The following is a 14,427-nucleotide window of genomic DNA, read 5'->3' on the forward strand; positions in this document are numbered from 1 at the left end:
CAGATTAAATGGAGGTGAATAATGAACAGTAAATTATACAAACTTATTTTTTGTCATAGATTGGGATGTTTCGTTGCTGTTGGAGAATTTACCCGATCCTATGGGAAATCATTTTCGTCAACAGGGGAGAAATTAATTAAAGAGCATTACACCAGAATATTAACGCCTCTAGCCATAATGATGGGACTGGCTCTGGGAACATCGCCTTTGCTGGTATTCGCTCGTTCCTCATTACCCATTGACGGTCAAGTTGTTGTCGGGCAAGGCGAGCTAGGTATAAATAACGCCACTCTCACGGTGACACAGCAAAGCGATAAATTAGCGATTAATTGGCGCAGTTTTGATATCGCGCAGGGGAATAGCGTTATTTATAACCAGCCTAGCGTCCAGAGCATTGCATTGAATCGCGTATTGGGACGAAATGCATCGCAGATATACGGCAACCTCAAAGCAAACGGTCAGGTGTTCCTACTTAATCCTAATGGCATTTTATTTGGCAAAGGGGCTGAGGTTAATGTCGGTGGGCTGGTTGCCACGACGAAATCCATGTCTGATCATGATTTTATCAATGGACGCTATACGCTGATAAGTCGAAAGCAGGAAGGTAGCGTTATTAATCAGGCTAATTTACGTACCACATCAGGTGGCTATATTGCGCTCGTAGGGCAACGAGTGGATAACCAGAGTTCAGGCATTATTCATACCCCCCAAGGCAGAACATTATTTGCTGCTGGTCAACGTGTCACACTCAATTTGGATCATGGGCAATTATTGGGAGTGCAGATTCAGAGTGAGCAGATTACTGCACTATTACAAAATGGTGGGCTGATTCAGGCTGATGAAGGGGTTATCCAACTGACGGCTCATGGTAAAGATATGTTGATGAATACCGTAATTAATAATACGGGTATTTTACAGGCCAACGGAATATCTGGGAAAAATGGTGTTATTCACCTCGATAGTGGTGGTGTCGGTGTCACGAAACAACATGGAAGGGTCGATGTGAGTCATCCACAGGGACGTGGTGGGGAGGTTATTCTTCAAGGTGAAAATATTCATTTGGTCACCGGCAGTAAAATAGATGCGCGCGGCCGTGACGGCGGTGGAAAAGTATGGGTCGGCGGCGGTTGGCAGGGTAAAAATAAAAATATAAGAAATGCTCACTCAGTCGTCATGGATAAAGGTGCAAAGATTGATGTTTCAGCCACCAATAAGGGGCATGGTGGTGTGGCTGTGCTTTGGTCTGATCATTACACGGGCTTTTATGGCGATATTTATGCCAGAGGTGGGGGGGAGTCAGGAAATGGTGGGCAGGTTGAAACATCCAGTGTGCGTAATTTGCAGGCTTTTGGTCAGGTTGATGCTGCGGCTATTTATGGAAGAAGCGGAACTTGGCTGCTCGATCCGGCAGAGGTGAACATCGTCGGCAGTGGTGCTGAGAGTGGAGTATTGATTCAGGCGGGAAACATTCCTGCCGGGCATGTTACTAACGCACAAATTTTTATTCCAACGACTAATGTTGCACAAATAGCCAATAGCAGTATTAATGCTCAACTCAATAGCGGCACGAATGTCACGATTACTACCAGTAATGGCCGTTCATTGAGTTGCCGATGGTGTAATATTACGCTGCAAGCCGATATTAATAAAATTTCTGGGACAGATGCTACGCTAACGTTACATGCTGATGGCAATATCGTCGCTAATAATAATATTACCGCGAGTGCGGGGAAATTGAATGTTAATTTACTGGCTGGCAACACAACAGTTGACTCAGTTATTACATTAAATAACAGTTCTGTGCTATTAAATGGCGGGGATTTGTTGGCAAAGCACGCGAATGAGAATAATACAGCTCGTATCAGTGTGATCGGTGGGCGTTATGACGTCGGTAACCTGACGTTTGATGGAAATACCGGTGTTGCTTCTCAGGTCGGGGTGAATATCAGTAATGCCGCTAACATAACCGTAGCAGGTGAAACGCGGATAGCAGGTGAGAGCAGCAATTCGAATGGACAAGGGTGGCGGAGTGTTGAAATATCAGGTAACTCAACCATTATCGGAAAGGGGGATATAATCTTTGCCATTACTTCTAATTCCAAAACTGCATGGATGGCATCTTTCTCTAATACAACAATAACCAGTGATAAAAATATTATATTCCAAGCGAATGGGACTACATGGGGTGGGTTAGCCTTTAATTCGAGTAAATTAACCTCATTATTGGGAAATGTTTCGATTAATTTAAATGGCAGTATTATGACTGCGTCAAATAAAGGTGTTGATTTTAATAGTGGTTCATTGGTCAGTGGACAACATGTCAATATTGAGAGCCATATTACTGGTGCAGATGGTTTTTTATTGGCGAACAGCCGTATTATAGCGACAGCGGGCGATATTAATGCCAATAGCACAACAACCAATAAAGGGATATGGATCTCTGGGAATAGTAGTTTAAATGCCAATGGCAATATTGCGTTGCAAGGTATCACCACTGGGTTGCTTGCAGGCACTGAGGGTATCAAAATTGGTGGTGACTCCACTGATTATGCCAATATTACGGCGAGTGGGAATATCTCAATGAACGGGAATGATTCGGGTAAATCCGCCGGAATGAGTGTCATTGTGGATTATGCCAATATAGAAAGTCTTAATGGTGATTATCATTTAAATATTGCAGGAGAGAAAACAAGTAACATTACCAATACAAATATCACTGCAAATAATATTGAAATAACGTCCGATCCTGTCGACCTTGGAGGTATCGTGCTATCAGGGGTTAATGTAACCTCAACTGTTGACGATATTCATATTAATACCACAGCGAAAAATAAAAGCATTTGGATTAAGGCTAACTCCTCCTTAAATTCTAACCGAGATATTATATTGAATGGAGAGGCGAACAGTACGGGTGAAGGGATTGTTATTCAAGGTGCTTCAGATACTTCACGTAATATGATTAAGGCCCAACGTGATATCACCTTAAAAGCCAATAATAGCAATGTTAGTGTTCAAAGTTCATCAATGAATTTAGACAATGTTAGTCTGGTATCTGGAACGGGTAACATTGCGATTAATGGTTCGGGGTTGGGGAGTGTACATTTTAGTAATATAGATCTAACTGCCATTGCGGGTAATGTGACGGTTTATGCCGAGACAGTATCAGCTTTGACTTCAGCACTCAGTTCAACTTTGAGTATGGTAGGGAATAATACTATCAAGGCTCAGAATGGTTCCGTTATTGGCAGTGCGCTAAATACGTCACAGGGAGCCGGTATTGGATTCAGAGAAAATAACAGCTTATCCATTGAAGGCATTATTACCTTTCAAGGAAAAACGGAAGGAATAGGTGCAACACGAAAAGGTATTTATTTTTATGGGCCGAATACACTTAATATCGCCAAAGGAAGCCAACTCTCTTTAGTTGGAGAAAATAATGGCGCACAAGATACCGCTGGTGGGAATGGTATCACCCACTCAGGCCCAATTAAGTTAACGATTAATAATAACGGATCGTTAAAAATGGAGGGCAGTTCAACCCGTGGTTCGGGAATTCACTTCCCGAGAGATAATAATACGGTGGTATTAAATGGTGAGGGTGACACGTTGATTAGGGGCAGTAGTGTTGCCGGTCACGGAGTTGCTATTTCTGGGGTGGTGAATAACAGTACAGGTCCCGTCACTATTGAAGGTACTAGCGTTGATGGCATTGGCGTTCACCTTTTTAGTCCAGAGCATCAAGTCAGTCGGATTAATATTACGGGGAATTCCACTCACGCAGAAGGCTTAATCATTAGCGGTAATGCAACAATTACTGATGCCACACTGAGTGGCGGTTCAATTAGTCATAGCGGTGTGAGAATTGATTCTCCTCCAGGCTCTAATGTTATCACTCGTACTGTATTAGATAATGCTGCACTCAATGGTGTCAGCCGTCATGGTAAAGGCGTGGAAATCACCAGTGAAGTAAAAGGAATTCACCAAAGTACGATTAATGGGACAGTTAATGGTATTGGCTACGGCATTGATATTGCTGAAAATGTGAATGTAACTGGCACCAGTCAAGTTGATTTACTCACCCTTGCTGGGGAGGCGACGGCAGGAGCAGGAACGGGAATAAAACTGAATGGCAATAACGATTTAAGCAATACCAGTTTAAATGGTTCTGCTGTAGAGGGTATTGCATTAGATGTTGACGGCTCGTTAACTAGCCGTGGCAATACGGGATTAAGTGGTACGGCTTCCGGTACCGGTATCGGTGTACAAATTAATGGTTCACTGAATAATCATGTCGTTAATGGGACCTCAGTCAGCGGCATTGGTGTTCATATTAATGGCTCACTTGGCGATAGTCGTATTAATGGTGTTTCAACTAGCGGCAGTGGGGTGAAAATTGATGGCGATACAGTTCTCAATAATGTTGCGCTAGTGGGGGGAAGCATCGACGGTAAAGGGGTGGAAATGGCGGGAAATATCGTAGGTCGCCAAAGCAGCGTGGTGCAGGGTAATACGGTGAATGGCACGGGTGTCATGGTGAGTAATAAGGTCACCTTAACCGGGAGCAGGGTTGATGACTTGCTGGCAGTGGCCGGTAATGCCACCGGCGATAAGGGGAGCGGCGTGCAACTACGCGGTAATAATGCTCTCGATAACATTTCACTTCATGGCAATGCCACTGACGGCAGTGGGGTGGATATCTCCGGCCCGTTGGTGAATACCGGCAATACAGCTATTGACGGTAAAACAAATCACGGCGACGGGATCCAACTGGATGGTGCGGTGAGTGGCGGTGTGGTGATTGGTACATCCGACACCGGCGTCGGCGTTATAGTGGAGGGTGACACTACGCTTAACAATGTAGCGCTCAATGGTCGCAGTACCGACGGTAAGGGTGTGGAGATTGTCGCCAATCTGGCCGGCAGCAATGGCAGCACCGTGCAAGGCAATACCAGTAACGGCAGCGGTGTTGATATCGGCAAAGATGCGATTTTGACCGGCGGTGGGGCGAATGATCAACTGGCAGTGACCGGTAATGCGATCGGCGGTAAAGGTACTGGCGTGCAGTTGGGCGGTAATAACACTCTCGATAACACCTTCCTTAATGGCAATAGCGTCGACGGGCATGGTGTAGCGATCACCGGCGCTGTGACAAATAAAGGCAATGCCACTATTACAGGTAATGCCGCTAACAAGGGTCATGGGGTGGATGTTGATGGTTCGCTCACTGGGGGGGTAATAAGCGGTATCTCCGGCAATAATTACGGTGTTTTTCTCGATGACGATGCAGAGCTACGCGATCTTGCTGTCATTGGCTCAGGTAAGCCTCTTATATACATAACATCACCCGGCCTTATCCATGACAATGTGACGTTCAATGGCAAGCCTGTCGATAACACTCATTTAGGCGGAAATATTACGCGTAGCGGCGCTAATGTGAAGACGACTAAACCGAAACCGAAACGGAAACCGAAACCAGACCTCGTTTCCGGAAGGAATACTCTGAGAATCGCGGGAGAAATAACCCTCCCGTCACGGAGAGAAGAGCCTGAATTATTGTTGGTGGAACACGGGCAGATTCTCAGTTCTCTTGAACACCAGCCTTTCCCGCCCTCGATTGTGAGCGAGCCTGAGAGAGATATTGTCGCCAACACCAGTATTGCAATTTGTATTCCGTCTGATGCCTCTCTCCAGCAGGAAGTCTGCGACAAGCACATTTTTGGGCGATGGAAACCGCAACATTAAGTCGAGGATGAGGAGCAGCAATGCATTGTTAGGGGAGTTATTTAGCGGATAAATGCATTCATTGGGTGAGTGCGTCATGGCCAGGGAGAGCAACAATAGTGGAAAAAACAATTGAAATCGCGCCGATAGTCGAGGAGCCAACAGTATTTTCACTGCCCTATTTTGAGTTTTTAGTCAGCGCCCGACGCTATGAAGAAGCGGGGCGAGTATTAATATTCATGCTGGAGCAGTTAGATACACACTATGGTCGTTGGGATGTTTTCTCGCTAAATAAACCGTCGCCGCAGCAGCAGGCACATTATTGTAATCGGCTGGCGGCCGCCATTGGGAATCTGTTTTCCGATCCGGGTTTTGTGTTATCGGAAAAAGGATTTTTACAATTAATCAATTTTCATCGTTGGATTGCCTTAATTTTTGCCGCCTCTCCATTTGGACATGCTGATCATGTGATTACGAACCTGAATCAGGCAGGAGAAGGCTGTGCACATCCTCTTCGGTTTGAACGAGGCCACTTTCTTAAATTCTGTGTGATGTATTTACCTGAATCAGGTATTCCCCTACAACCGGAAATATTATGGCAATTTAATCCGTATGCGACGGCGGCACTATTTCTGGCTTTATTGTCTCCGCGGATTTTACCCAGTACGGTAGGGCACGCTAAGCGCGAGTTCCTCTTGGGTTGGCTGCCTGAAAAACTATTAACGTTGGACCGTATTGAACATCTGCCAGAGCGCATTCTGCATGATGTTTATATGCATTGCAGTTATGCCGATATGGCACAAAAGCATGCTATAAAGCGCAGCATTAATTTTCATCTGCGCAATTCACTGCTTCATCGTGGATTATCTGATAATGACTTATTGCCACCCTTACGCGATAAACCATTAATGTTAGTTATTTTAGAGTGGTTTAACAGCGGCCATTCTATTTATCGAACCCATTCCAGTACATTACGTGCTGCGCGGGAGCACTTTTCTACCCATGGCACTACAATTTCGGAGGCGACAGACACCCTCGCTCGCGAGGTATTTGATGACTTTACCGAGGTCAGCCGTGCAGGCGCTGTCGAGGCCATCGTGGCTTTGGCACAGCGATTACTTCCTGACGTTATCTATTTCCCCAGTGTTGGTATGTTCCCACTGACCATTGCGCTGACCAATTTACGTTTAGCGCCCCTACAGGTGATGGCGTTAGGCCATCCTGCCACAACACATTCCGATTATATTGATGCCGTTTTAGTGGAAGAGGACTATTTAGGCGACATTGGCTGCTTTTCCGAAAACGTGGTCTCATTACCCAAAGATTGCTTACCCTACGTCCCTCCCGCCAATATCAGCCAACCGGAACCTCTATTGCACGTTGATGAGCGGCCCGAGGTACATATTGCTGTTTGTGCATCTGCCATGAAGATTAATCCGCGTTTTCTCGCCACCTGTGAGGAAATAGCGCAGCGCACATCTACACCAGTTATTTTTCATTTTCTCGTGGGTTTTTGTTGGGGTATCACCCATCGGGTCATGGAAAAAGCGGTTCATGAGGTGGTGCCCCAAGCGAAAGTTTACGAACACTTGGCGTATCTGGATTATTTGCAGGTGATTAACCAATGTGACCTCTTTATCAATCCATTCCCTTTCGGCAATACCAATGGCATCGTTGATACCGTGCGTCAGGGATTACCCGGTGTGTGTCTCAGTGGGGCCGAAGTTCATGAACATATCGATGAAGGGTTATTTCGCCGTTTGGGGCTGGGTGAGGAACTGGTTGCACATAGCTTAGCTGAATATATTGCAGTGGCTGTTCGGCTGATTAGTGACAAAGTTTGGCGTGATAGCTTGCGCCGTCGATTGCTACAGATTCAGCCAGACAATGTACTATTTGCTGGTAAACCTGAGCAGTTCGGGGTGATTGTCCGCCGTTTGCTCGACGATAAAAAAAGCCTCCATTAATAGGAGGCTTTGTCAGTTAGACACACACATCAATAAGACAAAAATTAGGCTGCTTCAGTATGTCGTGGTTTAGTCGGTTGCTTTACGGCGGGTTTAACCGCCAGAGCATCCGCTTCAAACTCATCGACATTAATAGAACGTAGACGACTCTCTTCTGCTTTAGTCAATATGGCGGCTTCTTCGGCATTGATTTTACCTTCTGACAATGCGCGTTTTGCCAGCATATCTAGGCGAGTAAATGGCAAACTCTTGCCCGCTTCTTTACTCAAGCGTTTATGAATTGGCTCGGCCGCGATAACATCTTGCAACGCCGCTTCCAGTAAGCCCACCGGGTTGAACTCACTTGGTGTCAGATATTGACCACGGCCAATACGGCTGCGGGTTGCTGATGGCACTTGTAGCAACTGGGCTAACTGGTGATCCAGTCGGTCTGACGGTGCCTTATGTACCCGGCCAAGTGGGAAGATCCCGAACCGCATGACGCCCGCAATGAATTTGTTCGGGAAGTTACGCAGTAAATCATCCAGTGCAATTTCAGCCTGATTTAGGGCATCCTGCACGCCCCAGTGTACCAGTGGCAAATCTTCTTTCTGACGGCCTTCATCTTCATAGCGTTTCAGTGTGGCTGAAGCCAGATACATTTGGCTGAGAATATCCCCTAAGCGAGCTGAAATTCGCTCACGACGCTTCAGACTGCCACCCAGCACGCCCATTGAAACATCGGACATCAAAGCCAAGTTGGCACTCAGCCGGTTCAGGTGCTGGTAATAACGGCGTGTACTGTCTTTGACCGGTGTCGCACTAGTACGGCCATTAGTCAGCCCCAACCAGAAGCTGCGAACTTTGCTACTACCCACATGGCCCAAGTGGCCAAACAGGGCTTTATCAAATGCGGAAACATCATTGGATTGCGCGGCGGCCATTTCGTCCAGCACGAACGGATGACAACGAATAGCGCCCTGACCGAAGATAATCATGCTACGAGTCAGTATGTTAGCGCCTTCCACCGTAATACCAATCGGGGCACCTTGATAACCACGAGCGACAAAGTTAGCTGGGCCAAGGCAGATACCTTTGCCTCCGGCGATATCCATCGCATCCATCACTGCGCGCTGACCTCGGTGGGTACAATGATATTTAACAATGGCGGACAACACGGCGGGTTTCTCGCCCAGCATAATACCGCTGGTAATTAAGGTCGCCGCAGCATCCATCACATAGGCATTACCGGCAATGCGCGCTAATGGCTCTTCAATCCCCTCCATTTTACCGATTGAGATCTTGAACTGCCGACGTATATAGGCGTAAGCGCCGATCCCCATTGCCACACTTTTCAGGCTGCCTGTGGCGTTGGATGGCAATGTGATGCCACGGCCGACAGACAGACATTCCACCAGCATCCGCCAGCCTTGACCGGCCATTTTCGGCCCGCCAATAATGTAATCAATAGGAACAAAGATATCATTGCCGCGTGTCGGACCGTTTTGGAATGGCACATTCAGTGGGAAGTGACGATGGCCGATTTCAACCCCTGGGGTGTTGGTCGGGATAAGCGCACAGGTAATGCCTAAATCAACGGTTTCACCCAACAGATGCTCAGGGTCAGATAGCTTAAAGGCGAGCCCAAGCACGGTGGCAATAGGGGCCAGAGTAATATAGCGTTTGTTCCAAGTCAGGCGCATGCCCAGCACCTGTTTACCTTGCCATTCACCCATACACACAGTGCCGGTATCTGGAATGGCGCCGGCATCTGAACCGGCCTCCGGGCTGGTCAAGGCAAAACAAGGGATCTCATCGCCACGGGCCAGTCCCGGTAAATAATGATTTTTTTGCTCTTCAGTACCGTAGTGTTGCAGCAATTCACCGGGGCCGAGAGAGTTAGGTACACCAACGGTGATAGCCAAGATACCGGAGACTCCGGAGAGTTTTTGTAGTACTCGGGCCTGAGCATAAGCAGAGAACTCAAGACCGCCATACTCTTTCTTAATGATCATCGCAAAGAAGCGATTCTCTTTCAGATAATCCCACAGCTCAGGCGGTAAATCAGCCAATTCATGCGTAATCTGGAAATCATTTGCCATGCGGCACGCTTCTTCAACCGGGCCGTCGATAAAGGCTTGTTCTTCCGCGGTTAATTGCGGTTTTGGATAGTTGTGTAATTTTTTCCAGTCAGGTTGACCCTGAAATAAATCACCTTCCCACCAAGTTGTGCCTGCATCAATCGCCTCTTTTTCGGTGCGCGACATCGCAGGCATGACTTTTCGGAACATGCGCAATGCTGGGGCGGAAAATAGGGATTGGCGCAGAGGGGTTAGTGTCAGAGGTAACAGAACAATCACTATCGGCAATAATGCCCAATATGACCATAACTGTGCGGCCCCCATGGCAGCGGCGTAAACCACCAAAATCAAACTACTGAGATAGAGGTTCACCCGGTGATAGAACAACACACCAATAAGAACCAGCAAGGCAATAATGCTAAGAACCATCATAATGAAGCTCCTGAGATGTAGGAGGTCTGACCTGTTGAGTGATACATTTGTTGTAGTTCATCTCATTCTATTTATCAATACCATTACATGTCATTTACAACTTACTTCACAAATTGTTCTCATTAAGCGCCCAAATAGCCCCATCGATGTCATTGCTGTTTGGCTAATTCATTACAGTACTTCTCGCTGTTTGTGCTATCCGGTACACTGGCGCAGGAAGAACATTGATGCCATAGGACTATTAAAGAGGCTCCCATGTACCACGATTTAATCCGTAGTGAACTGAACGAAGCAGCAACCACGCTGGCAAACTTTCTGAAAGATGATGCCAATATCGATGCCATCCAGCGCGCAGCCGTATTACTGGCGGACTCTTTTAAAGCGGGCGGTAAGGTATTGTCATGTGGCAATGGCGGTTCCCATTGTGATGCCATGCATTTTGCCGAAGAGTTAACGGGCCGCTACCGTGAAAATCGCCCGGGTTATCCGGCGATTGCTATTTCTGATGTTAGCCATCTCTCTTGCGTCAGTAATGACTTTGGTTATGACTATGTTTTCTCTCGCTATGTTGAAGCTGTGGGTCGCGAAGGTGATGTGCTGTTGGGCATTTCAACTTCCGGTAATTCAGGTAATATCATCAAGGCAATTGAAGCTGCTCGCGCCAAAGGCATGAAAGTCATCACTCTGACAGGTAAAGATGGCGGCAAAATGGCAGGCACTGCGGATATCGAAATCCGGGTTCCTCATTTCGGTTATGCTGATCGTATTCAGGAAATTCATATCAAAGCGATTCATATCTTGATTCAGTTGATTGAAAAAGAGATGGTAAAATCCTGAGTTAGATAGAGTGAGTTATTGGCCGTAATTTATCCCCTTCATCTTTCAAGATGGAGGGAATAAGAAGGAGGAATGTATGTGCGAATTGCTCGGGATGAGCGCAAATGTTCCTACGGATATTTGCTTTAGTTTTACCGGCCTAGTGCAACGAGGCGGCGGGACAGGGCCACACAAAGATGGCTGGGGGATTACTTTCTATGAAGGTAATGGTTGCCGTACGTTTAAAGATCCCCAACCCAGTTTTAATTCTCCCATTGCCAGATTAGTGCAGGATTACCCTATAAAATCCTGCGCGGTAATTTCCCATATTCGTCAGGCAAACCGGGGCGAAGTCGCGTTAGAAAATACCCATCCTTTTACTCGTGAAATGTGGGGGCGTAACTGGACTTATGCCCATAACGGCCAACTTAAGGGTTATCGCCAACTAGATACCGGTACTTTCCGCCCTATTGGCCAAACTGACAGCGAATATGCTTTCTGCTGGTTGCTTAATCAATTAGCAAAACGCTACCCGCGCACCCCCAGTAACTGGCCTGCGGTATTCCGCTATATTGGTACGTTATGTGAACAATTGCGGGCGAAAGGGGTGTTTAATATGTTGCTGTCGGATGGACGTTTTGTGATGGCATTCTGTTCCACCAATCTATATTGGATAACCCGCCGTGCACCTTTTGGTAAAGCGACTTTGCTGGACCAAGATGTTGAAATCGATTTTCAGCGTCAAACCACACCTAAAGACGTGGTCACCGTGATTGCCACTCAGCCGCTTACTGGTAATGAAACCTGGCACAAAATTGCACCAGGTGAGTTTGCATTATTCTGTTTTGGCGAGCGAATCTGATTGGAGCATAGAGCCTGGTTTGCTCAGTGCGTACTGGGATGCAGGTTCGCTGGAGACCGGAGGGCGGCTTAAGACATACTGCCCGTTTATTACGGCAACCGATGGTGGCATCCGGTTTTTGGCAAAATACGCATATCCCGGCTGCAATTGGCGCCAGAAGTTGTAATCTGAAGAATTACGGTGACGTTGCATATTTTGTTCGGTCATGCGAAATGGATAGATACTGATATCTACTTTTTCTTGGCCGAAGATAAATGCCGTTTGCACGTAGTTAAATATCTCGTCCATATAGGCATCCGTCATCGCATAACAGCCGATTGATTTGCAAGCGCCGTGGATCATCAGATATTTCCCTGAGTAACCTTGCGACTTATCATAATCATTTGGGAAGCCGATATTGATTGCCCGGTAAAACTTACTGTCAGGTTTTAAATGGCGCATATCAATGCTGTAAAAACCTTCTGGGCTCTTAAAATCGCCTTCACGGCGTTTCGGGCCAAGGCCACCTGAGAATTCGCAGATGCGATAGCTTTGTACCAAACGATACTCGCCTTGCAGCTTGGCATATAATTCCAAAGTGCGTTCTTCTTTGAAGATCTGAATATAGACCGATGACCCTAGTAATTGCTGTTTTAGCTCTTTGGATACCGCGACAGGCTCACTGGCCGAGCTGTTGAAGGATACCGCAGGCAAGCAAATTATCACCGCAAACATTATCATCGCAAAAAACGGCGTGATTTTGCGCATTTATTATTCCTACTTATATTTATAGATGCCACTGACTTCTTCTGATTTATAGGCGCAGATTATCAGCCAGAAAATTTTTAGCAATATATGTTTTGTATAAAATAAATACAAAGTCGGTAAAGATGAATTAATGACACGATTTTACCGAATACATACAAAATTTAGCAGCAAATTATTTATGTTTGCTTGACTCAAGTCACTGCATTTGTCAGACAGTGCGAGATGGAAATGCTAGAATTGCCCGCGGCTGGGACCTGCTCAATTAATGACTCTTCCTGCTATTATTGGTTTAGATAACATTTAATATGGGGGCCGCATTAATTATCGGGCTTTTTCTGCCGATATTCTTGTATATCTAATCGACTAAGTATTAATCCGTCGTTTAACAGAACCATGAAAGTCTCAACTCCTTGCGTGGCTGTACGCTCTGGGCTAAGTACAGCATTTGATATAACTAATAAAGTTGTTCAACCCTATGATTAAAATAAAGAAAGGACTTGACCTCCCTATCGCGGGAGTACCTGCACAAGTGATAGAGGACGGTCCAGCGATTCACCATGTCGCCTTGCTTGGTGAAGAATATGTGGGCATGCGCCCCTCAATGTTGGTACACGAAGGCGATTGGGTTAAGAAAGGCCAACCGCTGTTTGAAGACAAAAAGAATCCAGGCGTGCTATTTACCGCCCCTGCTAGTGGCAAGGTCAGTGCTATCAATCGTGGTGAGCGCCGTGTTTTGCAATCGGTCGTGATTGAGATTGAAGGGGATGAGCAAATTCCTTTCGAACATTATGATGAAGCAGACCTCAATCAACTGAGCAATGAACAGGTACAACAGCATTTGCTGGCGTCTGGTTTATGGACGGCACTGCGCACGCGGCCTTTCAGCAAAACCCCAGTTCCAGGGAGCCGCCCGCGGGCTATTTTTGTCAGCGCGATGGATACACAACCTCTGGCAGCCGATCCGCGTGTAATTATTGCCACTGAAGCCGATGCCTTCAACCAAGGGCTAACCGTATTAACGCGTCTGACCGATGGCAAAGTTCATGTGTGTCATGCGCCAGGGCAAGTGGCAACGAGTCATCAGAATGCGCAGGTGACTTACAATGAGTTCTCCGGCCCGCATCCTGCGGGGTTGGTTGGTACTCACATTCATTTCCTTGAACCGGTGAGCCTGAAAAAAATTGTCTGGCACGTGGGGTATCAGGATGTCATTGCCATCGGTAAATTGTTCACCCGTGGTGAGTTGTGTACTGACCGCATCATCGCACTGGCAGGCCCCCAAGTAATCCAACCAATTTTACTGCGCACACGTGTTGGTGCCAGCTTATCTGAACTGACGGCTGGTCGACTGAAAGAAGGAGATAACCGTATTATCTCCGGTTCGGTACTCAGCGGTACGGCTTTCTCGGCAACGCATGGTTATCTGGGGCGCTTTCATCAGCAGGTGTCTGTTATCCGCGAAGGGCGAGAAAAAGAGCTATTCGGTTGGGTGATGCCAGGGCGCGATAAATATTCAATTACCCGGACGACTCTGGGGCACTTTTTCAAACGCAAACTGTTTGCCTTCTCCACCGATATGCACGGCGGGGAGCGCGCTATGGTACCAATTGGCAATTATGAGCGAGTGATGCCGCTGGATATTTTGGCTACCCATTTGCTGCGTGATTTGTTGTCCGGCGATACCGACAGCGCACAAGCGTTGGGTTGTCTGGAGTTAGACGAAGAGGATTTGGCTCTGTGTACATTTGTCTGCCCGGGTAAGTATGAATATGGGCCGGTATTGCGTGACATACTGACCAAGATTGAGCAGGAAGGATAACTG

At 46.8% G+C, this 14,427-nt stretch carries 7 protein-coding genes; 5 read left to right on the plus strand and 2 right to left on the minus strand.

Annotated elements, in window-relative coordinates; translation table 11 throughout:
* Positions 1-21: 21 nt before the first annotated feature.
* Entirely contained in the window at positions 22-5,742 is a 5,721-nt protein-coding gene (locus HUZ92_RS10375; RefSeq protein ID WP_145579573.1) for a two-partner secretion domain-containing protein, read from the plus strand.
* Positions 5,743-5,837: 95 nt separating this feature from the next.
* Positions 5,838-7,688 (plus strand): hypothetical protein, encoded by a 1,851-nt coding sequence (locus HUZ92_RS10380; RefSeq protein ID WP_050101679.1) that lies wholly within the window; start codon positions 5,838-5,840, stop codon positions 7,686-7,688.
* A 44-nt stretch (positions 7,689-7,732) separates the two neighbouring features.
* Here HUZ92_RS10380 and fadE read toward each other — a convergent pair whose 3' ends face one another.
* Complete coding sequence (fadE, locus tag HUZ92_RS10385) at positions 7,733-10,180, minus strand: acyl-CoA dehydrogenase FadE (protein WP_145579574.1); 2,448 nt, start codon at positions 10,178-10,180, stop codon at positions 7,733-7,735.
* Positions 10,181-10,435: 255 nt separating this feature from the next.
* On the opposite strand from fadE, the gene lpcA reads away from it, so the two are divergent.
* Complete coding sequence (gene lpcA / locus HUZ92_RS10390; RefSeq protein WP_050101642.1) at positions 10,436-11,017, plus strand: D-sedoheptulose 7-phosphate isomerase; 582 nt, start codon at positions 10,436-10,438, stop codon at positions 11,015-11,017.
* A 76-nt stretch (positions 11,018-11,093) separates the two neighbouring features.
* Positions 11,094-11,858 carry a class II glutamine amidotransferase gene (locus HUZ92_RS10395; protein ID WP_145579575.1) on the plus strand — a complete coding sequence of 255 codons (765 nt, stop codon included), beginning with the start codon at positions 11,094-11,096 and terminating at the stop codon, positions 11,856-11,858.
* On the opposite strand, the gene dpaA is transcribed toward HUZ92_RS10395, so the two are convergent.
* Positions 11,832-12,605, minus strand: a complete 774-nt coding sequence (dpaA, locus tag HUZ92_RS10400) for a peptidoglycan meso-diaminopimelic acid protein amidase (protein WP_050296051.1) — start codon at positions 12,603-12,605, stop codon at positions 11,832-11,834. The two genes, HUZ92_RS10395 and dpaA, sit on opposite strands and share 27 nt — an antisense overlap.
* A gap of 475 nt (positions 12,606-13,080) precedes the next feature.
* On the opposite strand from dpaA, the gene HUZ92_RS10405 reads away from it, so the two are divergent.
* Entirely contained in the window at positions 13,081-14,424 is a 1,344-nt protein-coding gene (locus HUZ92_RS10405) for a Na(+)-translocating NADH-quinone reductase subunit A (RefSeq protein WP_050101636.1), read from the plus strand.
* Positions 14,425-14,427 lie beyond the last annotated feature (3 nt).

The sequence above is a fragment of the Yersinia vastinensis genome (assembly GCF_902726565.1).
Lineage (GTDB): Bacteria > Pseudomonadota > Gammaproteobacteria > Enterobacterales > Enterobacteriaceae > Yersinia > Yersinia vastinensis.